This window comes from Tardiphaga sp. 709 (assembly GCF_032401055.1).
Lineage (GTDB): Bacteria > Pseudomonadota > Alphaproteobacteria > Rhizobiales > Xanthobacteraceae > Tardiphaga.
The window spans coordinates 3,467,616-3,493,180 of record NZ_CP135529.1; the positions used below are offsets into that span (position 1 = coordinate 3,467,616).

Consider the following 25,565-nt stretch of genomic DNA (forward strand, 5'->3'; position numbering starts at 1 on the left):
CGGACATCACGATCGTCTACGAGTTGGGGCCCCCGGCACCGACGGTTGAATTGGCGGGTTTCGCTGCCTTGCGGCTGGCGCGCCAGTTCTCCCACCTCTGGACGACGACAAAAAAGGTCGGAACGAACAGGACGGCAAGGCAGGTCGAGGCGAGCATGCCCGAGAACACCGTGATGCCGATCGACTTGCGGGCGTTGGCGCCGGCGCCGGTCGCGAGCACCAGCGGCAGAACGCCGAGAATGAAGGCGAAGGACGTCATCAGGATCGGACGAAAGCGCGCACGCGCCGCTGCGACCGCCGACTCCAGCAGTGGTTTGCGATCATGCACATGCAGCTCGATCGCCACCTCGACGATCAGGATCGCGTTCTTCGCCGAAAGCGCGATCAAAAGGATGATGCCGATCTGCGTGTAGAGGTTATTCTCGATCCGCAGCGCAGTGAGTACCGCCATCGGGCCAAGCAGTGACAGCGGCACGGCCAGGATCACCGAAATCGGCGCGTACCAGCTCTCATACTGCCCCGCGAGCACCAGATAGACGAGCAGCAGCGCGAGACCGAACACATAATACAATTGATTACCGACGATCTTTTCCTGATACGACATCGCCGTCCACTCAAAGCCCGTTCCCGGAGGCAGAGTCTTCGCCGCAATCTGCTCCATCAATGCCATCGACTGCCCGGAACTGTAACCCTGTGCTGGCAGGCCTATCACCGTCGCCGTCGGATAGAGATTATAGAGACTGATCAGCGACGGCCCCACGGCGGGCGTAATCTTTGCCACGGTGCCAAGCGGGACCATGTTGCCCTGCTGGTTGCGGACCATCAGGTTCTCGATATCCTGGGCAGTCAGCCGGAATTTGGCATCTGCCTGTGTGTAGACCTGAAAGGTGCGGCCAAACTTGTTGAACTGGTTGACGAAGGACGAGCCCAGATAGGACGACAGGGTTGAGAACACCTGATCCGTCGTGACATGCAGGGTCTGGGTCTTGATACGGTCGATTTCGATATCGAATTGCGGCACCATTGAGCGGAACGGCGAACTGACGCGCTGCAAAGCACTCTGCGTCTCTGCATTAGCTACAATCGCCCCGGTGATCGCCTGCAGCTTGCTGTAATCGGCATTGCCATCGCGCAGTTCGATCTGCATGGCGAAGCCCGCCGCGTTGCCGATGCCTTGAATGGGCGGCGGCGGGATCACTAGAATGCGCGCCTCTGGAATCACCGACAGGCTCTCGTTCAATCCAACGAACAGCGAACGAAGATCCTGTCCCGGTCCGCGCTCGCTCCATTCTTTCAGGATCAGATAGGCAACACCGGCATTGGCCAGGCTGGAGCTGCTGTCGAGCGCGGAGATGCCGGCGATGGTAACCACCTGTTCCACCGCTGGCGTCTTCGCGGCCAATTCACTGACCCGATCGAGTACACGCTGAGTCCGATCCAGCGCGGCACCATCGGGCAACTGGACTGCGACCAGCAGATAACCTTGATCCTCGATCGGGATGAAGCCGGTGGGAATCCGGGATAGGCCGTAACCGCCAATACTGATCAGGATCAATGCTAGGACAACCGAGAGATTGCTGTGCGCGACCATGCGACCGATCAGAGCGGCATAGCCCCGTTCGAGCCGGTCGTAGACCCTGTTGAACCCACGATAGAAAAAATTGCGCTTCTCCGGCGGCACCGGGCGGCGCAGCCACAATGCGCATTGTGTCGGCTTCAGCGTGGCCGCATTGACGGCGCTGAGCAGCGCCGTGGCCGCGATAACCAGTGCAAATTGCGCATACATGCGCCCCGTCAGCCCGGGCAGGAATGCCGCCGGCAAGAACACAGAGATCAGCACCAGCGTGATGCCGATGATCGGGGCGAACAGCTTGTCCATCGCGCTGATCGCCGCGTCGTGGCCGGACATGCCCTGCTCGATATTGTACGCCGCGCCTTCGACAACCACGATGGCATCGTCGACGACAATGCCGATCGCCAGCACAATGGCAAACAGGGTCGACAGATTGATGGTGAAACCGAGCGCCGCCATCGCCGCGAAGGCGCCGATGATCGTCACCGGCACAGTGGTCGCCGGCACCAGCATCGCGCGCCAGTCCTGAAGGAAGATCAGGATCACCACCAGCACTAGCAAACCTGCTTCGAGGAGCGTCTTGTAGACCTCGTTGATCGATGCCTGGACGAATTTCGTGGTGTCGAACGGCGTGTCGTATTTGATGTCGTCGGGAAATTGCGTGGCCAGCGCCGCCATCTTCTTCTCGACAGCCTTCTCCACCTCGAGCGCATTGGCGCCTGGCGACTGGAACACGCCGATGCCGACGGCCGGCTTCTGGTTGAGCGAAAAGATCTGGCTGTAGGTCTGCGCACCCAATTCGACGCGTCCGACGTCACGGACCCGCGTGACATCGCCATTGTCGCCGGTCTTGACGATGATGTCCTCGAATTCACCGGGATCATCCAGCCGCCCGTTGATGTTCAGCGTGTACTGGAAGGCCTGTCCCGCGGGTGTCGGCGGCATGCCGATTTGCCCCGCAGAAACCTGCTGGCTCTGCTGCTGGATGGACTGGATGATATCCTGCGGCATCAGCCCGCGCACTTGCAGCTTGCTCGGATCCAGCCATATCCGCATCGAATACTGGCCGGCGCCGAACACCGTCACATTGCCGACCCCCGACAGACGCGACAGCTCGTCCCGGATGTTGATCGTGGCGTAATTGCTCAGAAACAGGCTGTCATAGGTCGATTTGGGCGACGTCAGTGTCACGAACAACAGGATTGCCGTCGATTTCTTCTGAACGGTCACGCCCTGATTCTGCACGGCGGTCGGCAGCGACGACAGCGCGCTCGATACGCGGTTCTGCACTAACACCTGCGCAAAATTCAGATCGGTACCGATCTTGAACGTGACCGTAAGTGAATAGGTACCATCGGCTGCGCTGTAGGACTGCATATAGAGCATGTCCTCGACGCCATTCACCTGCTGCTCGATCGGCAGCGCCACCGTGTCGACGATGGTCTTGGCGCTGGCGCCGGGATAGCGCGTCGTCACCTGGACGGTCGGCGGCACCACGTCCGGATATTGTGCGACTGCGAGGCCATAGAGCGAGACGCCGCCGATCAGGATCATCAGCAACGCGATGACATTGGACAGGACCGGCCGCTCGATGAAGAACTTCGAAATCATGGCCTGTCCTATTTGGTCGGGGTCGGCGCTTCGATCTTTCTCAGTTGCGGATCGACCTTCTGCCCCGGAATGGCACGCAGCAGGCCTGCAATGACGACGCGATCATCCGGCTTCAGACCGCTTTCAATTACGCGAAGCTCACCTTCCAGCGGGCCGGTGACGACCTTGCGCTGCTCGATGACATTGTCGCCATTAACGACCAGCACATAACGCCCGGCCTGATCGCTGCCGAGCGATACATCCGGCACCAGCAGGGCGTTGTCCTGCTGTTCGATAGGCACGCGCACGCGAACATAAAAACCCGGCAACAGGATGCGATCCGGATTTGGCAGAACACCTCGCACCGGCAGCGTACCCGTCGACTGGTTGATGGTCGGCGAGATGTAGTCGATCTGGCCCTTGTGCGGAAAACCATTCTCGGTCTGCAGTCCGATCTCGATCGGCAGCTGCCTGAGATCGTTCACCGTCAGCCCGCGTCGCCGGGCTTCATCCCGGATGCGCAGAACGTCCTGTTCGTTGACGTTGAAATTCACATAAATCGGATCGAGCTGCACGATCGTCGCAAGCTGGGTCGGCGACGCCACACCGACCAGTTCGCCAACCGACACCAGATGTGCGCTGACGATGCCGTCAAACGGCGCAATGACATTCGTATAGCCGTAATTGACGGCCGCGATCTTGGTGTTGACTTGCGCCTGCTGCAGATTGGCTTGTGAATTCTCTCGTGTCGCCGTCGACTGCTCGAGCGTTGACTGCGCAACAACCTGGCGGGATACGAGGTCCGACTGGCGTTTGAAATCCGCTTCCGCCTGCTTTGCAGACGCCTGCGCACCGGCTTCCGCAGCCTGCGCCTGTTCCAGCTTCAACTGGTATGTCTCCGGCTCGATCGTGAACAGCGTGGTGCCTTGCTTGACGAAGGAGCCATCCTGATAGTTGATCGACTGCAGAACGCCCTGAACGCGCGCCACGAGATCGACATTCTTGATCGGTGCTGTATTGCCTGTCGCTTCGAGAAAGCGCGTGATGCCGCGCTGCACAGGGACCGCCACCTCAACTTTCGGCGGCGGTGGCTGCACGAAAGTGTTTTGCTCGCAGGCACTTAAAAAGAGACTCGCCAGCGCGATGCTTGAAACACGCATGACCGTGACATGCTGCAGCTGCTCAATGCGGGTTTTCGGTCCAGATGAACAGGCGCGCACAAATCGCATTGTCCTGCCTCAATCAAAAGACTCTCAAAAAAATCCTTGGCCAAAAACGACAGCCGCCCGCATCAATAGCAACAATCCACTTGTAGTGAAACCGAAACCGTAAAATGATGTCGGACCGAAGTTGTTTTGCGAATGCCTTTCAGAACTCACGCTTCTTGAAGATTTTACGCAGTTGCCCTGAATAACCGGGCGGTAGCAACGAGGATTTCAGCGATGAATTTCATGTTCGGCTTGGCCGCGCGATATCGCGTATCGATGGCTACTATCATTCTAATCGCAATCGCGAGCCCCACCTTTGCGCAAGCGCCGAGCCAGGCGCAGCGTGACGCGATCAAGACGCAGTGTCGCTCGGATTACATCGCGCATTGCTCAAGCGTTCCTCCTGGTGGAGAAGCCTCGCTGCAATGCCTGCAAAAGAACATGGCTAGTCTTTCTGCGGGATGTGCGGGCGCGGTGCGCGCAGTTCAGGCGCCAACTGCGGCACCGAAGGCCACCGCGCCAACGCCTGCTGCAGCGCCCAAGACAGAAGCAACACCACCGGCTACCAAGCCCGCGCCCGCCACTGCCGCACCAAAGGCGGCAGTGAAAAGCACAGCCCCGCCACCTGCTGCGGCAGCCACAACCGCGGCGCCTGCCGCCGCCGCTGCTCCTGCAGCCATCGTGCTGCGGCCGATGCGGCCACGCGAAGAATTGCTCGTGATGAGATCAGCATGCGGCGGCGACATCAGATCGCTCTGCGGCGGCATAGCGCCTGGTGGCGGCCGCATCGTACAATGCCTGGCCAGCAACAGCGCATCGCTCTCGCCGGCTTGCACCAGCGTTCTTGCGCCATTCGCTCAACGATGAACACGATGCGCCCGGCAATAGGCGGGATCACTCTCCACGGAAGGCCAAAATCAACTGGATCAACCGGACAGACAGAATGACGTAACAGAGCGACATGATGATCTGAAGCGCCACGTGCCATTCCAACTTTGCGAGCTTGTAGAGGCCATCGAGGAAATTCAGCAGCAACAAAACAATTCCGAACAGCATGACGCCGCGGCCGACAAGACCGTGGCGCAAATATCCAAACAGGACGATCAAGGGCTCATTGCTCGACACATGCGCCCCGGCCGAGATGATCAAAGTGCCGATCACCATCTTTTCGACGTGACTGAATATTTCCTTTGAGGCGGGCTCAATATGTCGACCGTGAAAAGTAAGCCACCTGGTTCTGAAATCCGACATGCTTTCTCCTGTTGGGATCAACACCGGGCGAAATCATCACATCGCATGTTTCTGGTCGGCAAGGATTTGTATTTACGAGATTGAATAAAAGTTCTGTCGGATCGAGACGCAAGGCGGCGTCGCAAGATTTCTCATTGACCACTCAGCCTTTGCGTCTCCTGCGAACTACTCTTTGCGCGTGAAGCCACTTCTCATTTGATCGTTCTTAATTCCGCCTACTGAAGCCCACGAACCTTTCTTCGTTTGTTTTGCCAACCAACACAGCCGGGAGATCACCATGCGTACTTTCTTGATGATGGTTGCAGCCGTTCTCGCATTCGGCACGACGATGACGTTTGAAGCCACCGACGCCAACGCCGTCGTCTGCGCACGCGGCGTTTACCGTGCCGGCTGCGCCGGCTATCGTGGCGCCGCGGTGGTGCGCCGCCCGGTGGCGGTCGCGTGCCGCACCGTCTGGGTCAATGGCGTACGCGTACGTCGCTGCTACTGAGCGACGCTGGCTCGGCCAGCCCAAATGCAAATGCCCGGCACATCTAGCGAAGCTTGCTTCGCGCTGGCCGGGCATGACGCATAATGAATTTTAATTGGGTCGGAGGTGACGCCTCAGATCCCTGACATCATGATGTATTTGATCTCAACATATTCTTCCATGCCGTGATGCGAGCCTTCGCGGCCCAAACCCGACTCCTTCACACCACCGAACGGAGCGACTTCGGTGGTGATGAGGCCGGTATTAACGCCGACCATGCCGGACTCCAGCGCTTCCGCAACACGCCAGACACGGCCAAGATCACGCGAATAGAAGTACGATGCCAGACCGAACGGCGAGGCGTTGCACATGGCGATGACGTCGGCTTCGTCCTTGAAACGGAACACCGGCGCCAGCGGGCCGAAGGTTTCTTCCTGCGAGACCAGCGCATCCGGCTTCACATTGGCGAGCACCGTCGGCTCGAAGAACGTACCACCGAGCGCATGGCGCTTGCCGCCGGTGACGATCCTTGCGCCGCCCTTCACGGCATCAGCGATGTGACGCTCGACTTTCTCGATCGCCTTTTCGTTGATCAGCGGGCCTTGGGTGATGCCTTGCTCGGTGCCGTCGCCGACCTTCATGGCCGCAACCTTCTTCGCCAGCTTCTCGACGAACCGATCGTAGATGGCGTCCTGAGCGTAGAGGCGATTGGCGCAGACACAGGTCTGGCCCATGTTGCGATACTTCGACACGATCGCGCCTTCGACGGCGGCGTCGATGTCGGCATCGTCGAACACCACGAAGGGCGCATTGCCGCCGAGTTCAAGGCCGAGCTTCTTCACGCCGACCGAAGCCTGCTTGTAGAGGATCTTGCCGACATTGGTGGAGCCGGTGAAGCCGACGAAACGCACCGCAGGATGTTCGCAGAGCACGAGGCCGATCGCCGATGCGTCGCCGGTGATGATGTTCAGCACACCCTTCGGCACGCCGGCACGCTCGGCGAGTTCAGCCAGCGCGAGCGCCGACAGCGGCGTCTCGTTGGCAGGCTTGATCACCACGGTGCAACCGGCGGCCAGCGCCGGTGACACCTTGCGGGTGATCATCGAGTTCGGGAAATTCCACGGCGTGATCGCGCCGCAAACGCCGATCGGCTGCTTGATCGCCAACAGGCGTGCATCGGCACGCTGGGTCGGGATGGTCTCGCCATAGACGCGGCGGGCTTCCTCAGCGAAGAATTCGATATAGGCGGCACCGATATCGACCTCGCCCAACGCTTCCGCCAGCGGCTTGCCCTGCTCGGTGGTCAGGATCAGCGCGAGATCCTCGCGGTTGGCGATGATCAGCTCGAACCACTTGCGCAGGATGTTGGAGCGCTGCTTGGCGGTGAACTTGGCCCAGGCCGGAAACGCCTTTTCGGCGGCCTCGACAGCCTGCGTCGTTTCCTTGGCGCCCATATTGGGCACCTTGGCAATTTCAATCTCATTGACCGGATTGGTCACCGAGGTCTCGCCGGTGCCGACCCAAGCGCCGTCGATATAGCACTTGTCGCGCAGCAGCGAGGGGTCCTTGAGGCGGTCGCGCAGCGAAGGGGCGGTGGACTGGCGTGCGGCTGAGGTCGGTGACATGGGCGGTTCTCCTGCGGAAAGTGTCGCGAACGTATAGCCGCGGACTTGTAGAGGAGTATAGGCCCGAAAGCGCCCCTTGGCGGCGAATGGCAGCTATCGCCCGCAGGGGTATTTAACGCCCGAATTCAACAGTCGCAGAACGCCGCAAGCCCGATCAGGCCGCGCCGCGCATATAGGTCTCGCGCCGGTCGATCATGCGCTCGAAAGCGATGCGGGCGTTGGCACGGGTGGTCGTGGAGAACGTGCGGTATTCCAGCTCCGGCAGCATCGCTGCGTCGCTGCGACCGAACCAGGAAATAAACGATTTGGGCGGGGCCGAAATCTTCGCCAGCGCCTGCGCCAGATTTTCAGCCGCATCGAAAGCGAACAGGGCGCCGGTCTGCGCCACGCGAACTTCGAAAATTCCTGGACCGATCGGGGCCTCGATGCTCTCGCCACGGGAAGCGCGGGGATAATGTTTCCAGTCGGTCCAGTTCGCGATCATCGTCTGTCTCCGCAGCTGACACGCTGCATCAGGTACTCATGGTCTTACGGATTAGTGTCGGAAGGCGCTTTGACGTTCACGTCATTTTTTGAACACAGCTGCGCCAATTTCGTTCCAGGGCGCGTTATACTCGCTCCCATGCCCGATATGGTTCCCCTCAAATGTTAAAACCAGCGCAAATGTAATCACATCCGCGAGACCGACGACCTCGCGCCCAAGTTGAACGTCCGCGCCGGAAATCGGTAAGATCAAAGAAAATCGGAGAGGAAACGGATGTCAGTTCAAGTCGAGATTGACCGGATTCTGCAGCAGGCCACCGAAACAGGTGCCATTCCCGGTGCTGTGGCGGTGGCTGCGACGCCGAGCGAGGTCATCTACCAGGGGGCGCTGGGCAAGCGTGACGCATCCAAAGATACCACCATGACACCAGACAGCGTGTTCTGGATCGCGTCCATGACTAAGGCGATTACGGCTGCTGCAGCGATGCAGCTGGTGGAGCAGGGCAAATTGACGCTGGATGCACCGCTGGCGACCGTGCTTCGGGATCTCGCGGAGACGCAGGTGCTGGATGGTTTCGACAGCGAAGGCACTCCGAAACTACGTCCGCCGCGCCAACCGATCACCTTGCGGCATCTGCTGACCCACACCGCCGGCTTCTGTTACGACATGTGGAACGGCGACATGGTGCGCTATCTTGAGACAACCGGCATTCCGCCGTTTCGCTCCGGACTGAACGCCGCCATGAAGGTGCCGATCATGCGCGATCCCGGAACCCGCTGGGAGTACGGCACCAATATCGACTTCGTCGGCAAGGTCGTCGAGGCCGTTAGCGGCGAACGCCTGGACGCCTATTTCCAGAACCATTTGCTGGCGCCACTTGAGATGACCGACACCGCCTTCGTGATTGGCGGCGACCAGCGCAAGCGCCTTGTTGCCATGCACAGCCGCGGCGCCGACGGTGCACTGAGCCCGATCCCGTTCGAGATCAAACAGGATCCGGAATTCTTCGCCGGTGGCGGGGGGCTCTATGGCACTGCCCCCGACTACATCAAGTTTACGCAAATGATGCTGAATAACGGGACCGGAAACGGCAATCGGATATTAAAGCCAGAGACCGTCGCGCTGATGAGCCAAAACCACATCGGCGAACTCAACATGACGCCGATGGCTTCAGCGGTACCGACCGCCAGTAACAATGTCGACTTCCTTCCGGGCATCGACAAGAAATACGGGCTCAGCTTCATGATCAATACGGCGCAGTCAGCCGAAGGCCGCAGCGCCGGCAGCCTTGCCTGGGCCGGACTCGCCAACACCTATTACTGGATAGATCCGGCGCGAGATATCACCGGCGTCATCATGATGCAGGTGCTGCCGTTTGCGGATTCGACTTGTTTAAAGGTGTTTTCGGATTTCGAACGCGCCGTTTATGCGGAGCTGCATGCGAAGAAGGCGGCGTGAGGCGGCGCCTGCTCCCTCCCTCAAGCGGCGTAGCCGCGCAGTGGGGTCTGGCGGACGAATTCGTCCGCCATGGGTGGCGCGTTTGAGAGCGCAGCGAACAAACGTGACGGGTGGGGCGCCACACGCACGACTGTTCGTGGGGAGACACCCCCACCCGACCGGCCTATCGGCCGGCCACCCTCCCCACGCAAGAGCGGGGGAGGGATAGAAAGAGCCGCATCGTTCGACAAATAAACTTAAACCGGCAACCCGTTCTTGCCCGCCAGGTCCTTCAGCGAAACCTGGGGACGCGCGCCGATATGCTGGATGACCTCAGCGGCGGCCATCGCGCCGAGCTTGCCGGCATTCTCATACCCGGCGTTGCGCACCAGGCCGAACAGGAAGCCCGCCGCGAACAGATCGCCTGCACCGGTGGTATCGACGAGCTTCTCGATCTTGTGTGCAGGCACTGCAACGACGCCATCGCTCGATGTCACGACACAGCCCTTCTCGCTGCGGGTGACGACGCCGAGCTTGATGTCCTGGCCGAGCTGCTTGAGCGCCGCATCGAAATCCGTGGTTTCGTAAAGCGAGGTCAGTTCGGCCTCGTTCGCGAAGATGAGATCGACGGTGCCCGAACGCATCAGGTCGAGAAACTCGGCGCGATAACGACCAACGCAGAACGCGTCCGACAGCGTCAATGCGACCTGACGCTTGGCGTCATGGGCGATCTTCGAGGCCTTCACGAAGGCTTCCTTGGCGCTGGCGGGATCCCACAAATAACCTTCGAGATAGACGATCGACGAGGCCGCGACCGCAGCGGCGTCAATATCGTCGGGCGTCAGATCCTGCGCAGCACCGAGATAGGTGTTCATGGTGCGCTCGCCATCGGGCGTCACCAGGATGTAGGAACAGCCGGTGGCCGGACCGCCGGTGGCGGGTTTGGTGTCGAACGCAACGCCGGCCGCACGGATGTCGTGGGTATAGAGCGTGCCGATCTGGTCATCCTTGACCTTGCCGACATAGGCCGCGCGGGCGCCGAGGCTGGCGAGGCCGACGATGGTATTGGCGGCCGAACCGCCGGACATTTCGGTGGCAGGGCCCATCGCCTTGTAAATCGCGGTGGCGCGGGCTTCGTCGATCAGCGACATACCGCCCTTGGTCATCTCATGCGCGGCGAGAAACTTGTCGTCGGCCTGCACCAGCACATCGAAAATCGCGTTGCCGATTCCGAGCACGTCATATTTTGCTGAGGTCATTAAGAATATCCCGTTGCGGCAATTGCGATGAGGCTGAAAATCCGTTTCAACTCGTCTCGCGGTCGCCCAAGTTGAGCCGTCGGTAAAGGCCGGTTTGATGGCTGCAGCGACTATCACGTTCTGCCCCGCGCCAGCAAGGACAGCCCCTTACGATGGTTCTATGATCCGTTCCATCCTGACCGTTTCCACGGGCACTTTGGCGTCGCGATTGCTGGGCTTTGCCCGCGACGCAATGGTGGCTGCGCTGCTCGGTGCAGGCCCGATCGCGGATGCTTTTCTGGTCGCATTTCAGCTCGTCAATGTAATCCGGCGGCTGCTCACCGAGGGCGCGCTGAACGCCGCGCTGATTCCGGCCTGGCTGCGCATCCAGACGACGCAGGGCGCTGTCGCAGCCACAGCTTTTGCGGGTCGTGTGCTCGGCACCATCAGCGTTGCGCTGATGGTCGCGACGATCCTGATCGGCTTTGCGATGCCGCTCGTGATCGCGCTGCTTGCCCCGGGTTTCGTCGGCCAACCGACGCTGCAACTCGCCGTCGACAATGCGCGATTGATGCTGCCCTATCTGGCCTTTGCCGGCCCCGTCACTGTCATGATGGGACTGCTGAACGCGCAACAACGCTTCGCGGTGACCGCATTTTCGCCGCTGCTCTTCAACATCGCCCTGATCGCCGTCATGGCCCTACTGCTAGTGTGGCGGCAAGAGCCAGACACTGCCGCTATGGCCATGGCGGCCACTATGGGCATTGCCGGGCTGCTGCAATTGCTGATGCTGATCTTGCGGAAATCTGGCGGCAATCTTGCGGCGCCTTTGCGGCTGTCGCTCGATGGCGAGATGCGCGGCTTCTTCCGCAAGGCGTTGCCTGGCATGGTCGCCAATTCCGGGCCGCAGCTTCTCATCGTCACCGGCGCAATCATCGCATCGACGACTTCGGCTGCCGTGTCGTGGCTGTATTTCGCGAACCGCCTGATTGAACTGCCGCTCGGCATCGTCGGCACGGCCATGGGCACTGTGCTGGTCCCCGCATTGACGCGCGCCGTGCGATCAGACGATCAAGCCGCCATCGCGCAGGCGGAATCGCGCGGGTTTGAACTCGCGATCGGCCTCGCATTGCCGGCTACGCTCGGACTGATGATATTGAGCCATCTCATCGTGCAGTGCCTGTTTCAACACGGCGCGTTCGGCGCGAGCGACACGGTCTCGACTGCAAGTGCGCTGATATGGTTGGCGCTGGGCTTGCCCGCTCAGGTGCTTGTGAAAGCTCTGTCGCCCGCCTTCTTCGCCCGCGAGGACACGACGACGCCGCTGCTGGCGACGCTCGTCGGCCTGCTCGTCGCGATCATCTCCGCACTGGTTTTGAATAGGCCATTCGGTGCGAGCGGCATCGCGGCGGCGATCGCTCTGGCGGCGTGGAGCAGCGCGGCCTTTTTGATCGTCCGGAGTGCAGCAGCTTTCGGCTTCTCACTCGACCATGATGCAAAACGCCGGCTGCCGATCATCGTGCTGTCGTCGCTGGCGATGGGCGGCCTGCTATGGCTCGCCGCGCATCTTGTCTTGCCCTGGACGGCGCAGGCGCACGGCCTGGTACGAGCGAGCTTGCTCGGCCTCCTGATCGTTGGCGGGCTGGCAATCTACGCCGCGTTACTGACGCTGACGGGGGCCGTGCGCTGGGCCGAGGTCCGCGGCGCCCTCAAGCGATCACCGGCGGCCGGCTAGGGCAGATTGGCAATGGACGCCGCCCGGCGCCTATGGCAAGTCACGCCCCTTGCCCGCATTCCACCACGGGCGCACAGGAACTTGGTTATGGCTTTTACTCAACGGGTCTTTTCGGGCGTCCAGCCGACGGGCAATCTGCACCTCGGCAACTATCTCGGCGCGATCGTGAATTTCGTCAAACTGCAGGAGACGCATAATTGCATCTACTGCGTGGTCGATATGCATGCCGTCACCGTGCCGATTTCCGTGTGGGGCGGCCCGGATGAATTGCGCCGCAACACCCGTGAAGTGACCGCCGCCTTCATCGCCTCGGGCATCGATCCGAAGAAGCAGATCATCTTCAACCAGAGCCAGGTTTCCGGCCATGCCGAGCTGGCCTGGATCTTCAACTGCGTCGCCCGCCTCGGCTGGCTGAACCGCATGACCCAGTTCAAGGAAAAGGCCGGCAAGGACCGCGAAAACGCGTCCGTGGGTCTCTACGACTATCCGGTGCTGATGGCTGCGGACATTCTGCTGTATCGCGCCACGCACGTTCCGGTCGGCGAGGACCAGAAGCAGCATCTCGAACTGTGCCGCGACATCTCGCAGAAGTTCAACAACGACTTCTCCGAATCCATCGCAGCGCAAGGGCATGACGGCCCTTACTTCCCGATGCCGGAGCCTGTCATCACCGGACCGGCGACTCGGGTGATGAGCCTGCGCGACGGCACCAAGAAGATGTCGAAGTCGGACGCGTCGGACAATTCGCGCATCAACCTCACCGACGATGCGGACACCATCGCGCAGAAGATCCGCAAGGCGAAGACCGATCCGGAACCATTGCCGTCAGAAGAGAAGGGCCTTGAGCCACGTCCGGAAGCCGACAATCTCGTCGGCATCTATGCGGCACTGTCCAACCGGTCGAAGGCTGACATTCTCACAGAATTCGGCGGCGCGCAGTTTTCGGGCTTCAAATCGAGCCTGGTCGATCTCGCTGTCGAAAAACTGTCACCTATCGCCGGCGAGATGAAGCGGCTGACGACATCCGATCTGACCTATGTCGATCAGGTTCTGGCCGATGGCGGCGAACGCGCTAGCGTCATTGCCGCCGAAACCATCAAGTCCGTGAAGGACATCATCGGCTTCGTCCACAAGCGGTAAATTCGCTATCGCATTCCTTTTCTCCGCCACAATCGACGCGACGCAAGTCATCCTTGCGTCGCGCTTGTCGAACGCCGCTGCGCCGTGGCAGCATGACGCGATTGCCAAGCCGCTCACATTCTGGCGCATCAGACGCGCTACAGCATCGGGACATGCATGAGCACCCAGCGACGTAGTTATGAAAGCGGCCACAAGCCAAAATGCCTCGTGGTCGTCGATGACAGCGAGGAATGGGACCGCGCAGTGTATTACGCCAGTCGCTGGGCCATTCGTGTCGGTGGCGGCGTGGTAATGCTGCGCATCATCGACACCGAAGATCGCAACCAGCAGTGGCTGGGCGTTGCCGATGTCATGAAAGCGGAAGCCGAAGAAGGTGCCAATGCCGCGCTGGACCGCGCCTCGGGCCGCGCCAATGGCATCGCCGCCATCACCCCTGAACGCGTGATCCGCGAGGGTGATCCCACCGAGCAAATCCTCGACGTAATCGACAAGGACGTCGACATTTCCATGCTGGTGCTGGCTGCATCGGCCGGCGCGGAAGGCCCCGGCCCGATCGTCACCATGATGGCCAAGCTAGTCGGCTCGTTTCCGGTGCCGGTCGTCATCGTGTCGGGCGCCCTGAGCGACCTCGACATCGACGCCCTGTCGTAACCACCCTTTCGGACGGCTAAGGGACTGCGAAATAGGCAGAATTCAGCGATTTGGCGCCTTGATCGTGCGTTTTTCGTCGCCATCTGCTAGGGGATACTCACGCGCCGGCCTTGAACCGGCGACGCAGGAGAGACCGATGTTCATCCAGACCGAAGCTACCCCCAATCCCGCCACGCTGAAGTTCATTCCCGGCCGCGACGTGCTCGACAGCGGCACCATGGAATTCACCTCACCGGAAGCCGCCACGCGTTCCCCGCTGGCCGAAAAGCTGTTCGCCGTGAAGGGCGTCACCAGCGTGTTCTACGGTTCCGACTTCGTCACCGTGACCAAGGACGACAGCGACTGGCAGCACCTCAAGCCGGCAATCCTCGGCGCCATCATGGAGCACTACATGTCCGGCGCGCCGCTGATGGCCGACGGCAGTGTGAAGGGCGACGTGATCTCCGACGACGAGGCCGAGTTCTTCAACGAGGCTGACGCCGAGACGGTCGATACGATCAAGAACCTGATCGAGACCCGCGTGCGCCCGGCCGTTGCCAATGACGGTGGCGATATCACTTTCCGCGGCTTCAAGGACGGCATCGTCTATCTGAACATGAAGGGCTCCTGCGCCGGCTGCCCGTCATCGACAGCGACCCTGCAGCACGGCATCCAGAACCTGCTGAAGCACTTCGTGCCTGACGTTGTCGAAGTCCGCCCGATGTAAGTTCGGTCGCACCGCGACACATAAAAATGCCCGGGACAATCCCGGGCATTTTCGTTTCTGGAACCAGCCTTCGCTTAGCGGCCGATGCTTGCGGCTTCTTCTGCGGCGCGCTGCATGCTCGATGACATCTCGTTCGTCACCGTGCTCTGCTCTTCAACCGCAGCGGCCGTTGCAGTGACATATTCGCTGACGTTCTGGATTTCCTGCTTGATCGCGTTCAGCGCATCGACCACATCGCTCGAAATGCCATTGAGGCTTCCGATCTCACTGGCGATCTTATCGGTCGCCTGCTTGGCCTGGTTGGCCAGATTTTTCACCTCCGATGCAACGACCGCAAAGCCACGACCGGCCTCACCGGCACGCGCCGATTCGATGGTGGCGTTCAGCGCCAACAGATTGATTTGTCCGGTGATGTTGCCAATCAGCTCAACGATCCCGCTCATCGCCTGCGCTGCCGTGCTAAGACGCTGCGCTTGATCGTCCGCCAACTCGACCTTGCCCACGGCAGACATCGCCGTGGTCTTTGATTTCATCATCGCTTCAGAGATTTCGCGCACGGACGCGTTCAGTTCCTCGGCGCCGGCGGCGACCGATTCCATCATCGCGCGCACGCGTTCGCTCTTCATGCGCGCGATCACCTGCGCCGTGGTGTCGGTGGCATACTTCACGACCTTGTAGGGCTTGCCATTGAGATCGAGGATCGGATTGTACGAAGCCTGTATCCAGACTTGTTTGCCGCCCTTACCGATCCGCTGGTACTCCGCTGCCTGATAGTTACCCCGCTTGAGCGCCGCCCAGAATTCGCGATAGTCCGCACCATCACGCTCACTCGGCACAACGAACATACTGTGGTGCTTGCCCTGTATTTCCGAGAGTGCGTAGCCGAGCACGCCCAGAAAATTCTCGTTGGCGCTAAGAACGATGCCATCCATGCTAAATTCGATCACGGCCTGCGACTTGCAGATGGCCTCAATCTGACCTGAGAAGTTCGCCGTGCGCAGCTTCTGTTCGGTGACGTCGGACGCGAACTTGACCACTTTGATTGGCCGGCCTGTCTCATCAAGGATTGGATTGTAGGTCGCGAGAATCCAGACCTCTTTGCCGTTCTTGCCGATCCGCTTATATTCGGCGGCCTGATATTCACCACGATTGAGGCTGGCCCAGAATTCGCGATAGGCCGCGCCGTCGCGGGTTGCAGGATCGACAAACATGCTGTGATGTCTGCCTTCGATTTCCGCGAGATTGTAACCCATGACATTCAAGAACAAGTCATTGGCCGTGACAATCGTCCCATCGAGCTTGAACTCGATGACAGCCTGCGAACGACCGATGGCCGCGATCTTGCCGGCATCATCCATGCTGCGGATTTTCACTGCAGTTGTATCCATGGCAAACTTGACGATTTTGAGGGGCTTGCCATCATTCCCAAGGATCGGGTTGTAGGAACCCTGGATCCAGACTTCCTTGCCACCTTTGCCGAGACGCTTGAACTCGCCGGCCTGATACTCGCCGCGATTGAGGTTGTTCCAGAACGTGCGATATTCCGCGCTGCTCTTCATCTCCGGCGTCACGAACATGCTGTGGTTCTTGCCGACGATTTCTTCCAGCGTATATCCAAGGGCGGACAGGAAGTTTTGATTGGCTCCGAGGATCGTGCCGTCAGCGCTGAACTCGATCACCGCTTGCGATTTTTTGATCGCTGCCGCCAGGGCCCACCCCTCGCGCGCCTCTGAACTGCTCAACCAATGCAGCATCGGATCGCCTCCCATAAATATAATCGTATTCAAAAAATTAGACGAATAATTTCAGCCCGCATGAAAGCCACGCACATCCGCGAAATGTCGCTTCCAAACGGTATGCTTATCTCATCGATCTCCGAAGAATTTATTAAGTAAAGCTTTTAACCAGAGCGAAACTGAAGCTGTCCCGGGAACTTTCGTGATCTCGCTATCGTATCTTGTGAAAATATCTTTATGAGAAAGCGAGTAGTGGGTGCACGCCAAAGCTGCCGCCCCCTCTCCGGCAGCAACGCGAATCACAGCACCATTGCGCGTGGAGCGATATTCTGCGAGTGGCAGGCGCAAACCCTCACAAGCCGTGGTAGCGTCTCTTTTATGTTGATCCTTGCCATTGATACCGCCCTTGACGCCTGCGCCGCAGGCATCCTCGACACCCGCACCAGCAAGCTCATTGCGCATGAGTCCATGTCGATGAAGCGCGGTCACGCCGAGGCGCTGATGCCGTTGCTCGGGCGCATCATGGCGGGCTCTGGCATCGCCTTCGCCGACCTCGACCGCATTGCCGTCACCACTGGTCCGGGCAGCTTTACCGGCCTGCGCGTTGGCCTGTCGGCGGCACGGGGCCTCGGCCTGGCGGCCAACAAGCCGGTGGTCGGCATCACCACACTAACGGCCTATGCAGCGCCCGTCGTCAGCGAGAACATGGATGCGCCTGTCATTGCCGCCATCGATGCCCGGCATGACCATGTCTATTTCCAGGCCGTCAGCGGTAACGGCACCTCACTGGTGCGGCCGGGCGTCATCCCCATCCACGAGGCCCTTGAGGCCGCACAGTTCGGCGCGCCGTATCTGGTCGGAAATGCCGCCGAGATCATTGCCGCACGCTGGCCGTCCGACGCGCCGGCGCCGTTGCGTGTTGACATGCAACCCGCTCCCGAAATCTCATGGGTGGCATGGCTTGGCGCCGCGGTGAATCCGGAAACCGCGCTGGCGCGTCCCTATTATCTGCGCGCACCCGATGCCAAGCCGCAAAGCAGCCTGATGCAGCAGGCCGCACTAGGCGCATCATGATGCCGGCCTGGTGGCTGCGCCTGTTCAGCCACGGCAATGCTGTGGTCGAGCCCGCAACATTACGCGACGCGCGACAACTCGCGCAGTTGCATGCCGCGTCCTTCCATCGCGGTTGGGGTGCCGGAGAATTCGAACAGATGCTGCGCGAACAAAACACCCTCGTGCATCGGCTCAAACTGCGCGGCCACCTCATCGGCTTCGCCGTCTCACGAATCGCGGCCGACGAAGCCGAGATTCTCTCCATCGCCGTATCGCCCGCTCATCGCGGCCGCGGCCTGTCGCGCGACCTGTTCCTCACCCATCTCGGTCATCTGGCCGGTCGCGGCGTGCGTACCGTGTTCCTCGAAGTCGAGGAAAACAATCAACCGGCGCGGCGGCTTTATGTCAGAACCGGCTTCGCAGTCGCGGGACGCCGCGAACGCTACTACAAGGAAGCGGATGGAGCGGAATTGAATGCGCTGGTGATGCGGCGCGACTTGTCCTGACGCCTGCGGAGTGGCAAAAGAAGCCACGATGGGATCCGGATCATGACTGCACTGAAATCATCTGCGATGAAGTCTGCTGGTATCGAGGCGCGCTGCGCCGCGACCGGCATGCGCATGACGGAACAGCGCCGCGTGATTGCGCGCGTTCTGGCGGAAGCCGACGATCATCCCGATGTCGAGGAACTGTATCGCCGCTGCGTTGCGGTGGATGACAAGATCTCGATCTCGACGGTGTATCGCACGGTGAAGCTGTTCGAAGACGCCGGCATCATCGAGCGTCACGATTTTCGCGAAGGCCGCGCGCGGTACGAGACGATGCGTGACAGCCATCACGACCATCTGATCAACTTGCGTGACGGGACCGTCATCGAATTCACGTCTGAAGAGATCGAGAAATTGCAGGCTGAAGTCGCCGCAAAGCTCGGTTACAAGCTGGTCGATCACCGGTTGGAGCTGTACTGCGTGCCGCTCGACGAGGACAAAACCACCAAGTGAGCGAATCAACCAAGTGAGTTCAGTTCCTTCGCGCTTCGATCTCGTCATCTTCGATTGTGACGGCGTGCTCGTCGACAGTGAGTCCCTCGCCTGCGTCGTCCACGCGGATGTCCTGACACAGTTCGGTTATCCCATCACCACCGATCAGGTGCATGAGCGTTTCCTCGGCCGGTCCGCGCGCGAGGCCCGCCTGGAAGTCGAGACCGAGCTCGGCCGCGTGCTGCCCGATGACTACACCGCGACGCTGCGCGCCACGATCGACGAGGTGTTCGGCGCAAAGTTGCAGCCGATCCCGCATATCGCAGAGACGCTCGCAATATTGTCACAACCGGTTTGCGTGGCATCCTCGGGCACACCGACGCGCATTCGCAGCAGCCTTACCACGACCGGGCTGCTCGACCGTTTCGATCCGCATCTGTTTTCCGCTCTGCAGGTCGAGCGCGGCAAGCCGCAGCCCGATCTGTTTCTGTTTGCCGCCGCGCAAATGAATGCCGCACCTGAGCGCTGCGTGGTGATCGAGGACAGCATTCCCGGCGTTACGGCGGGCATTGCCGCCGGCATGACCGTGTTCGGCTATCACGGCGGCGGCCATTGCAGCCCAGCCACCGCGGCAGCCCTGACGGCCGCTGGAGCCCATCTCGTATTCGACGATATGCGGCAGCTCCCTGGCCTGGTGGTCAGGGGCGCACTGGCTGGCGAGCCCGTCGGCCTCGCCTAAGCCATTGCGAGCACTTATATTTTGCAGAAATGCTGGATTTTCCGAGCGTTAGCCTATAATTGAGCGCTGCGCAGCAAGCGCGTTTCCAGCCCATTGCAGGTTCCATGACCGCGCCGCGTAAGCTGCATATCAAATCCTACGGCTGCCAGATGAACGTCTACGATGCCCAGCGCATGGTGGACACGCTGGCGCCGGAAGGCTTCGTCGAGACGGCCAATGTCGACGACGCGGATCTGGTGATTCTCAACACCTGCCACATCCGCGAGAAGGCGTCCGAGAAGGTCTATTCGGAGCTCGGCAAGCTGCGCGTGGCCAAGGCAGAAGCCGCGCAGGCCGGACGCAAGATGAACGTGGTCGTCGCCGGCTGCGTTGCGCAGGCCGAGGGCAACGAGATCATTCGCCGTGCCCCCGTTGTCGATGTCGTGGTCGGGCCGCAGAGCTATCACAACCTGCCTGCGCTGCTGAAGCAGGCGAAAGCCGGTGGCCGCGCGCTGGACACCGAATTTCCGGTCGAGGACAAGTTCGGCTTCCTGCCGCCGCCGAAGCCGGCAGCGATTCGCGCCCGCGGCATTTCCTCCTTCGTCACCGTGCAGGAGGGCTGCGACAAGTTTTGCACCTTCTGCGTGGTGCCCTACACCCGCGGCTCCGAAGTCTCGCGCCCCGTGGCGAAGATCATCGATGACGTGCAGCGGCTCACCGACAACGGCGTGCGCGAGATCACGTTGATCGGCCAGAACGTCAACGGCTATCACGGCGAGGGTCCCGAGGGCCGCCCGTGGGCACTGGGCACGCTGCTCTATCGCCTCGCAAAAATTCCCGGCATCGCCCGGCTGCGCTATTCCACCAGCCATCCCCGCGACGTCGAGGACACGCTGATATCGGCGCATCGCGATTTACCGGAACTGATGCCCTTCGTGCATCTGCCCGTGCAGTCGGGTTCCGACCGCATTCTGGCGGCCATGAACCGGAAACATACAGCCGAAGATTATCGCCGCGTCATCGACCGTTTTCGCGACGCGCGGCAAGACATTGCTTTTACTTCTGATTTCATCGTGGGCTTCCCCGGCGAGACCGAGGAAGATTTTGCGGCCACGCTCGCGCTCGTCACACAAATCGGATACGCTGGCGCATATTCGTTCAAGTATTCGCCGCGTCCGGGAACGCCGGCCGCGGATTTGCAGGAGACGGTGTCACAGGCTGACATGGACGAGCGATTGGTGCGGCTTCAGAACCTGATCGACAGCCAGCAATCGGCCTTCAACGCGGCCATGATTGGACGCACTGCGGATGTGCTGTTCGAACGCAAGGCGCGCAATCCCGGCCAAATCGTCGGTCGCACCGCTTACCTGCAGCCGGCCCATGTGATGGCTTCTGACGACATCATCGGCCAGATGCTTCCGGTAACCATTGAGAGCCTTGAGCGCTACAGCCTGCTCGGCAGCCTCGCATCATCTCCAATTGCTAGTTCTCCAGTACCACCAGTGTTGCAGCCAGTCCGTTCTCACACCGTCACGGGAGCCTGAATTCTTGGCCAAAAGCGCATCGGATTCGTCTACGCTCGCTGTTCGTAAACTCGATACTCCACCGCAGGCCGAGACGCAGGTCGTCATCGACTTTGATGACAACCGGGCGGCCTCTTCGTTGGTCGGGCCTTATGGCCAGAATCTCGCGATCATCGAACGCCGGCTGAATGTCGTCGTCGATTCCCGCGGCAACCACATCACCCTCACCGGCACCCGCGACGCCTGCGATGCCGCCCGGCGCGTGCTTGAAACGCTGTATGCGCAGGCGGTGCAGGGCCATGACCTTGCCCCCGGCGATGTCGAAGGCACGATTCGCGCGACACTGGCGCAAGGCACGCTATTTCCGTTCGATCCCAAGGGGTCGAAAGCAGCGGCCTCGAATTTCGACACCATCAATTTGCGCAAGCGCCCGGTGCGTGCCCGCACCGCGACGCAGGACGCCTATATCCGCGCGCTGAGAAGCAACGAGCTAGTGTTCGGCATCGGCCCCGCCGGTACCGGCAAGACCTGGCTTGCGGTTGCGCAGGCGGCGATGCTGTTCGAGCGCAAGGAAGTCGATCGCATCATCCTGTCGCGTCCCGCGGTAGAAGCCGGCGAACGGCTCGGCTTCCTGCCCGGCGACATGCGCGAGAAGGTCGATCCGTATCTGCGCCCGATCTATGACGCACTCTATGACCTGATGGACGGGCGCATTGTCGAACGCGCGTTGCAGACCGGCGAAATCGAAATCGCGCCGCTTGCGTTCATGCGCGGCCGCACGCTGACCAATGCCGCAATCATTCTCGACGAAGCGCAGAACACCACCTCAATGCAGATGAAGATGTTTCTGACGCGTCTCGGCGAGAACAGCCGCATGATCATCACCGGCGATCCCTCGCAGGTTGACTTGCCCAACGGCCAGACCTCGGGTCTTGCCGAAGCCGCGCGTCTGCTTGACGGCGTGCAAGGCATCTCGCAGGTGAAATTCACCGGCGAGGACGTGGTCCGCCATGAACTCGTGGCCCGCATCGTCGCCGCTTACGAAGGAACGCCGCAGAAGGCGGTCGCCACCAAGACCTGATGACACACTCATACGCTGACGACGGACCCGGGATCGGGTCCGTTCGCGAAAGAAGTTCGATACCGATGCCGACCTATTCATCTCCCGCGACAGAGGTTCTTGTTGTCGCCGATTGCTGGTCCGCGGAGGCCGATGCCGACGCCGTGATCCACCGCGCCATCGAAGCCGCCGCTGCCATGGTCGATACCGACACGGCCGACGCCGAACTCGCCATCATGCTCACCGACGATGCGGGCATCCGTACGCTGAACCAGAACTGGCGCGGCATCGACAAGCCGACCAACGTCCTTTCATTCCCGGCGCTGCAGCCACCCGAAGGCGCGGACGAGCCCGATGATATGCCGCGCATGCTGGGCGACATCGCGATCGCCTATGAGACCACGCGCCGCGAGGCTGACGAGGAAGATAAGACCTTCACCAATCATCTCAGCCATCTCGCCATTCACGGCTTTCTGCATCTCGTCGGCTATGACCATGAGAAGGACGACGAGGCCGAAGAGATGGAAGCGCTGGAGCGCGAGATCCTGGCGACACTTGGAATCCCGGACCCCTATGCAGATCAGGATCGGGTGACCTGAGATGCCGGACGGCGACACTAGAAACGATCATTCGAAAACCTCAAGCAATCTGCCTGCGGTGGTTCACGACGGCGAGGTCATGCGCCCAACGTCGGAGACCTGGCTGACCCGCGCGATCCGCTCGCTGTTCGGCTGGAAGCCGGGCTCGGTGCGTGCCGACCTGCAAGTCGTGCTCGACGCCTCCGCGCCGGACGAGACCGGCTTCTCCACCATCGAGCGCACGATGCTGCGCAATATTCTGGGGCTCAACGAGCGCCGCATCGCCGACGTCATGGTGCATCGCGCCGATATTATCGCGGTGAAGCAGGACATCTCGCTCGGCGAATTGATGGGCCTGTTTGAGAGCGCGGCGCATTCGCGACTGGTTGTATTCAACGAAACTCTCGACGATCCCGTCGGCATCGTCCATATCCGCGACCTGCTGGCATACATGACCGTGAAGGCGCGCAACGTCGTGCCCTCGACGGCCAAGAAGAAGAAAGTGTTTCCCGCGGGCCTCGACCTGCGTTCGGTCGATCTGGCGCAGACCGTCGTTGACACCGGCATCATCCGCAAGCTGCTCTACGTGCCGCCATCGATGCGCGCGATCGATCTGCTCGCGCAGATGCAGGCAGCACGCATCCATCTCGCACTCGTTGTCGACGAATATGGCGGCACTGACGGCCTCGTCTCCATCGAGGACATCGTCGAGCAGATCGTCGGCGAGATCGACGACGAACACGACAGCGACGAGCCGCCATCCATTGTCAGGCAGGGCGACAGCTTCATCGCCGATGCACGCGCCAGCCTCGATGACGTGCGCGCCATGATAGGCGAAGAATTCGAGACCGGCGAAGACGGCGAGGAAGTCGAGACACTCGGCGGCTATCTCGTCACCCATGTCGGACGGCTGCCCGTGCGCGGCGAAGTGATTTCCGGCCCTGGTAATTTCGAGATCGAAGTGCTCGATGCCGATCCGCGTCGCGTCAAGCGATTGCGCGTCGGGCCTCGCAAGGAGCGGCCTGCGCCGCGCACCCGCGAGCCGCGCCGCCGCGATACGACCTCGGACACCGGCGCAGCACCTTCCAATGACAATGTGAATACGCCTCCGTCAGGCGACAGCGCGGGAACGCCGTGACATCACGTAGCCTGCGCTCGATCGCACTCAGCATCATTCTCGCATGGGGTTGGAAGCGCGCAGGCATCGCGCTGCTGGCCGGCGCGGTGTCGTCGCTGGCAATGGCGCCGTTCAATGCCTGGCCGGTGCTGTTCTTCACCTTCCCGATCGTCGTCTGGCTGATCGATGGCGCTGCCGCAGGCAAGATGCGCGGCATTCCAGCCGCCGCCATGGCCGGCTGGTGGTTCGGTTTCGGCTATTTCGTGCCAGGCCTGTACTGGATTGGCTACGCTTTCCTCGTCGACGCGCAGACCTTTGCGTGGCTGTTGCCTGCTGCGATCTGCGGCCTGCCCGCCTATCTCGCGCTGTTCACCGCGATCGGTTTCGCGCTAGCGCGCCTGCTCTGGACCAAGGACGCCAGCCGCATCTTCGCGCTCGCGGCGAGTCTCACGATCGGCGAATGGCTGCGCGGCCACGTGCTGACGGGCTTTCCCTGGAATGCGTTCGGCTATGCACTCACCGAACCGCTCGCGCTGGCGCAGAGCGCGTCGTTGATCGGCCTGTGGGGACTGACATTTGTCACCGTCGCGATCTTTGCATCACCTGCGGTTCTGATCGACGGCCGCTCGCGCACGCAGCGGCCGTGGCTGGCGCCGGCGCTTGCGCTGGTGCTGCTCGTCGTGATGGGCGCCTATGGCATGGCCCGGCTATCGCGCACCCCGACGCAACTGGTTGCCAATGTGAAACTGCGCATCATGCAGCCGAATCTGTCGCAGGACACGCGCTTCAACTATTCTGCCAAGGCGGATGTCATGAGCAGATATCTTGCGCTATCGGACCGCGCGACCGGTCCGCAGAATTCAGGCGTCGGCGCAGCCAACATCCTGATCTGGCCGGAATCGGCATTCCCGTTCTTCCTGTCGCGCGAACCCGATGCGATGGCGCAGATCGCCAATCTGCTGCCGACGGGCACCGTGCTGGTCACGGGCGCCGTGCGCCCGCCGGATGCTCCGCTCGGCGTACGCATCACGCAGGCCTATAATTCTATTTACGTGATCGATCATGACGGCAGCATCCTGTCGACCTACGACAAACTTCATCTGGTGCCGTTCGGCGAGTACCTGCCGTTCCAGAGCTTCATGGAGAAGATCGGCTTCCAGCAATTGACCAAAGTCCATGGCGGCTTCATTCCCGGCACCCGTCGCAAGCCGATGGACATTCCCGGCGCACCGCGCATGCTGCCGCTGATCTGCTACGAGGCGGTTTTCCCGGACGATATCACCACGCGTAACGATCGGCCGGGCTGGATCGTCAATCTCACCAATGATGGCTGGTTCGGGATTTCCACGGGGCCCTATCAGCACCTGCAGCAGAGCCGCGTCCGCGCCATCGAGGAAGGCCTGCCGCTGGTTCGCGCCGCGAACACCGGCATTTCGGTCGTGGTCGACCCTGTCGGCCGCCTGATCGCGCGGCTCGATCTCGGTGTCGAAGGCGTGCTGGATTCGGGATTGCCGGCGGCCATTTCGCCGACGGTCTATTCGAAAATCGGCGATATTCCCGCCGCGATGTCCGTTGCACTCGCGATCATTTTCGCTGTTCGGCGGCGTACGCCGGCACGCCACTAGCGCGAGACTTGAAGCATTTGATATAGTTGGCGAGCCCGCTTTCGCCGCCTACCGAACAACCGTCCCGA

The 25,565-nt window shown here is 61.0% G+C and carries 24 protein-coding genes; 15 read left to right on the forward strand and 9 right to left on the reverse strand.

The features are described from left to right. Positions 1 to 16: 16 nt before the first annotated feature. The 4 genes from RSO67_RS16945 to RSO67_RS16960 all read right to left on the reverse strand — a co-directional run bounded on the left by RSO67_RS16945 (position 17) and on the right by RSO67_RS16960 (position 5,622). Positions 17 to 3,184 carry an efflux RND transporter permease subunit gene (locus tag RSO67_RS16945; RefSeq protein ID WP_315839818.1) on the reverse strand — a complete coding sequence of 1,056 codons (3,168 nt, stop codon included), beginning with the start codon at positions 3,182 to 3,184 and terminating at the stop codon, positions 17 to 19. Positions 3,185 to 3,192: 8 nt separating this feature from the next. Next, positions 3,193 to 4,323, reverse strand: a complete 1,131-nt coding sequence (locus RSO67_RS16950; RefSeq protein WP_315839819.1) for an efflux RND transporter periplasmic adaptor subunit — start codon at positions 4,321 to 4,323, stop codon at positions 3,193 to 3,195. Positions 4,324 to 4,856: 533 nt separating this feature from the next. Further along, on the reverse strand, positions 4,857 to 5,159 hold the full coding sequence (locus RSO67_RS30505; protein WP_410001751.1) for a hypothetical protein: 303 nt from the start codon (positions 5,157 to 5,159) through the stop codon (positions 4,857 to 4,859). A 106-nt stretch (positions 5,160 to 5,265) separates the two neighbouring features. Next, positions 5,266 to 5,622 (reverse strand): hypothetical protein, encoded by a 357-nt coding sequence (locus RSO67_RS16960; RefSeq protein ID WP_089263347.1) that lies wholly within the window; start codon positions 5,620 to 5,622, stop codon positions 5,266 to 5,268. A 277-nt stretch (positions 5,623 to 5,899) separates the two neighbouring features. Here RSO67_RS16960 and RSO67_RS16965 point away from each other — a divergent pair, with 277 nt between their 5' ends. After that, positions 5,900 to 6,112 carry a hypothetical protein gene (locus RSO67_RS16965; RefSeq protein ID WP_089263345.1) on the forward strand — a complete coding sequence of 71 codons (213 nt, stop codon included), beginning with the start codon at positions 5,900 to 5,902 and terminating at the stop codon, positions 6,110 to 6,112. 113 nt (positions 6,113 to 6,225) lie between these two features. Here RSO67_RS16965 and RSO67_RS16970 read toward each other — a convergent pair whose 3' ends face one another. Both RSO67_RS16970 and RSO67_RS16975 read right to left on the reverse strand, forming a co-directional pair. After that, a complete protein-coding gene (locus tag RSO67_RS16970) occupies positions 6,226 to 7,716 on the reverse strand; it encodes an NAD-dependent succinate-semialdehyde dehydrogenase (protein ID WP_315839820.1) in 1,491 nt (496 codons plus the stop codon). A gap of 154 nt (positions 7,717 to 7,870) precedes the next feature. Continuing rightward, complete coding sequence (locus RSO67_RS16975; RefSeq protein ID WP_093757725.1) at positions 7,871 to 8,200, reverse strand: hypothetical protein; 330 nt, start codon at positions 8,198 to 8,200, stop codon at positions 7,871 to 7,873. Positions 8,201 to 8,473: 273 nt separating this feature from the next. Between RSO67_RS16975 and RSO67_RS16980 the strand changes: the two genes are divergently transcribed. Then, on the forward strand, positions 8,474 to 9,658 hold the full coding sequence (locus RSO67_RS16980) for a serine hydrolase domain-containing protein (RefSeq protein WP_315839821.1): 1,185 nt from the start codon (positions 8,474 to 8,476) through the stop codon (positions 9,656 to 9,658). Between the two features lie 236 nt (positions 9,659 to 9,894). Here the strand turns inward: RSO67_RS16980 and RSO67_RS16985 are convergent, their stop codons facing one another. Then, entirely contained in the window at positions 9,895 to 10,896 is a 1,002-nt protein-coding gene (locus RSO67_RS16985) for an adenosine kinase (RefSeq protein ID WP_315839822.1), read from the reverse strand. A 160-nt stretch (positions 10,897 to 11,056) separates the two neighbouring features. Between RSO67_RS16985 and murJ the strand changes: the two genes are divergently transcribed. From murJ to RSO67_RS17005, 4 genes are all read left to right on the forward strand, one after another. Next, positions 11,057 to 12,610, forward strand: a complete 1,554-nt coding sequence (gene murJ, locus RSO67_RS16990) for a murein biosynthesis integral membrane protein MurJ (RefSeq protein ID WP_315839823.1) — start codon at positions 11,057 to 11,059, stop codon at positions 12,608 to 12,610. 87 nt (positions 12,611 to 12,697) lie between these two features. Then, a complete protein-coding gene (trpS, locus tag RSO67_RS16995; protein WP_315839824.1) occupies positions 12,698 to 13,750 on the forward strand; it encodes a tryptophan--tRNA ligase in 1,053 nt (350 codons plus the stop codon). Between the two features lie 156 nt (positions 13,751 to 13,906). Beyond that, on the forward strand, positions 13,907 to 14,401 hold the full coding sequence (locus RSO67_RS17000; RefSeq protein ID WP_089263331.1) for a universal stress protein: 495 nt from the start codon (positions 13,907 to 13,909) through the stop codon (positions 14,399 to 14,401). A gap of 136 nt (positions 14,402 to 14,537) precedes the next feature. Beyond that, the gene (locus tag RSO67_RS17005; protein ID WP_315839825.1) at positions 14,538 to 15,107 is read left to right on the forward strand and encodes a NifU family protein; all 570 of its coding nucleotides are present in this window, start codon (positions 14,538 to 14,540) and stop codon (positions 15,105 to 15,107) included. 74 nt (positions 15,108 to 15,181) lie between these two features. Here the strand turns inward: RSO67_RS17005 and RSO67_RS17010 are convergent, their stop codons facing one another. Both RSO67_RS17010 and RSO67_RS17015 read right to left on the reverse strand, forming a co-directional pair. Further along, positions 15,182 to 16,861: a PAS domain-containing methyl-accepting chemotaxis protein gene (locus RSO67_RS17010; protein ID WP_315839826.1), complete on the reverse strand. Its 1,680-nt coding sequence runs from the start codon at positions 16,859 to 16,861 to the stop codon at positions 15,182 to 15,184. Positions 16,862 to 16,972: 111 nt separating this feature from the next. After that, on the reverse strand, positions 16,973 to 17,305 hold the full coding sequence (locus tag RSO67_RS17015; protein WP_315844399.1) for a hypothetical protein: 333 nt from the start codon (positions 17,303 to 17,305) through the stop codon (positions 16,973 to 16,975). Between RSO67_RS17015 and tsaB the strand changes: the two genes are divergently transcribed. The 9 genes from tsaB (at position 17,222) to lnt (ending at position 25,497) form a co-directional block, all read left to right on the forward strand. Continuing rightward, on the forward strand, positions 17,222 to 17,917 hold the full coding sequence (gene tsaB / locus RSO67_RS17020) for a tRNA (adenosine(37)-N6)-threonylcarbamoyltransferase complex dimerization subunit type 1 TsaB (protein ID WP_315839827.1): 696 nt from the start codon (positions 17,222 to 17,224) through the stop codon (positions 17,915 to 17,917). The genes RSO67_RS17015 and tsaB overlap by 84 nt on opposite strands. Continuing rightward, the gene (gene rimI / locus RSO67_RS17025) at positions 17,917 to 18,402 is read left to right on the forward strand and encodes a ribosomal protein S18-alanine N-acetyltransferase (RefSeq protein WP_315844282.1); all 486 of its coding nucleotides are present in this window, start codon (positions 17,917 to 17,919) and stop codon (positions 18,400 to 18,402) included. The genes tsaB and rimI overlap by 1 nt, the downstream gene beginning before the upstream one ends. Before the next feature lie 42 nt (positions 18,403 to 18,444). Next, complete coding sequence (locus tag RSO67_RS17030; RefSeq protein WP_068730031.1) at positions 18,445 to 18,897, forward strand: Fur family transcriptional regulator; 453 nt, start codon at positions 18,445 to 18,447, stop codon at positions 18,895 to 18,897. Between the two features lie 13 nt (positions 18,898 to 18,910). After that, the gene (locus RSO67_RS17035; protein ID WP_315839828.1) at positions 18,911 to 19,615 is read left to right on the forward strand and encodes an HAD family hydrolase; all 705 of its coding nucleotides are present in this window, start codon (positions 18,911 to 18,913) and stop codon (positions 19,613 to 19,615) included. 104 nt (positions 19,616 to 19,719) lie between these two features. Further along, positions 19,720 to 21,138: a tRNA (N6-isopentenyl adenosine(37)-C2)-methylthiotransferase MiaB gene (gene miaB / locus RSO67_RS17040; RefSeq protein WP_315839829.1), complete on the forward strand. Its 1,419-nt coding sequence runs from the start codon at positions 19,720 to 19,722 to the stop codon at positions 21,136 to 21,138. Between the two features lie 4 nt (positions 21,139 to 21,142). After that, complete coding sequence (locus RSO67_RS17045) at positions 21,143 to 22,198, forward strand: PhoH family protein (protein ID WP_068730036.1); 1,056 nt, start codon at positions 21,143 to 21,145, stop codon at positions 22,196 to 22,198. Positions 22,199 to 22,263: 65 nt separating this feature from the next. Continuing rightward, positions 22,264 to 22,776 (forward strand): rRNA maturation RNase YbeY, encoded by a 513-nt coding sequence (gene ybeY / locus RSO67_RS17050; protein ID WP_068730038.1) that lies wholly within the window; start codon positions 22,264 to 22,266, stop codon positions 22,774 to 22,776. A gap of 1 nt (position 22,777) precedes the next feature. Further along, positions 22,778 to 23,893: a hemolysin family protein gene (locus RSO67_RS17055; RefSeq protein WP_315839830.1), complete on the forward strand. Its 1,116-nt coding sequence runs from the start codon at positions 22,778 to 22,780 to the stop codon at positions 23,891 to 23,893. After that, entirely contained in the window at positions 23,890 to 25,497 is a 1,608-nt protein-coding gene (gene lnt, locus RSO67_RS17060) for an apolipoprotein N-acyltransferase (RefSeq protein ID WP_315839831.1), read from the forward strand. Before RSO67_RS17055 ends, lnt begins: the two co-directional genes overlap by 4 nt. Positions 25,498 to 25,565 lie beyond the last annotated feature (68 nt).

Coding starts and splice junctions, on each gene's coding strand:
- miaB (WP_315839829.1), top strand. CDS start 19,720: ATGACCGCGCCGCGTAAGCTGCATATCAAATCCTACGGCTGCCAGATG.
- RSO67_RS16975 (WP_093757725.1), bottom strand. CDS start 8,200: ATGATCGCGAACTGGACCGACTGGAAACATTATCCCCGCGCTTCCCGT.
- RSO67_RS16970 (WP_315839820.1), bottom strand. CDS start 7,716: ATGTCACCGACCTCAGCCGCACGCCAGTCCACCGCCCCTTCGCTGCGC.
- trpS (WP_315839824.1), top strand. CDS start 12,698: ATGGCTTTTACTCAACGGGTCTTTTCGGGCGTCCAGCCGACGGGCAAT.
- RSO67_RS16960 (WP_089263347.1), bottom strand. CDS start 5,622: ATGTCGGATTTCAGAACCAGGTGGCTTACTTTTCACGGTCGACATATT.
- tsaB (WP_315839827.1), top strand. CDS start 17,222: ATGTTGATCCTTGCCATTGATACCGCCCTTGACGCCTGCGCCGCAGGC.
- RSO67_RS16985 (WP_315839822.1), bottom strand. CDS start 10,896: ATGACCTCAGCAAAATATGACGTGCTCGGAATCGGCAACGCGATTTTC.
- RSO67_RS17010 (WP_315839826.1), bottom strand. CDS start 16,861: ATGCTGCATTGGTTGAGCAGTTCAGAGGCGCGCGAGGGGTGGGCCCTG.
- RSO67_RS17000 (WP_089263331.1), top strand. CDS start 13,907: ATGAGCACCCAGCGACGTAGTTATGAAAGCGGCCACAAGCCAAAATGC.
- RSO67_RS17015 (WP_315844399.1), bottom strand. CDS start 17,305: ATGCGCAATGAGCTTGCTGGTGCGGGTGTCGAGGATGCCTGCGGCGCA.
- murJ (WP_315839823.1), top strand. CDS start 11,057: ATGATCCGTTCCATCCTGACCGTTTCCACGGGCACTTTGGCGTCGCGA.
- rimI (WP_315844282.1), top strand. CDS start 17,917: ATGCCGGCCTGGTGGCTGCGCCTGTTCAGCCACGGCAATGCTGTGGTC.
- RSO67_RS17055 (WP_315839830.1), top strand. CDS start 22,778: ATGCCGGACGGCGACACTAGAAACGATCATTCGAAAACCTCAAGCAAT.
- RSO67_RS30505 (WP_410001751.1), bottom strand. CDS start 5,159: ATGCGGCCGCCACCAGGCGCTATGCCGCCGCAGAGCGATCTGATGTCG.
- RSO67_RS16950 (WP_315839819.1), bottom strand. CDS start 4,323: ATGCGTGTTTCAAGCATCGCGCTGGCGAGTCTCTTTTTAAGTGCCTGC.
- RSO67_RS17005 (WP_315839825.1), top strand. CDS start 14,538: ATGTTCATCCAGACCGAAGCTACCCCCAATCCCGCCACGCTGAAGTTC.
- ybeY (WP_068730038.1), top strand. CDS start 22,264: ATGCCGACCTATTCATCTCCCGCGACAGAGGTTCTTGTTGTCGCCGAT.
- RSO67_RS17030 (WP_068730031.1), top strand. CDS start 18,445: ATGACTGCACTGAAATCATCTGCGATGAAGTCTGCTGGTATCGAGGCG.
- RSO67_RS16980 (WP_315839821.1), top strand. CDS start 8,474: ATGTCAGTTCAAGTCGAGATTGACCGGATTCTGCAGCAGGCCACCGAA.
- RSO67_RS16965 (WP_089263345.1), top strand. CDS start 5,900: ATGCGTACTTTCTTGATGATGGTTGCAGCCGTTCTCGCATTCGGCACG.
- RSO67_RS16945 (WP_315839818.1), bottom strand. CDS start 3,184: ATGATTTCGAAGTTCTTCATCGAGCGGCCGGTCCTGTCCAATGTCATC.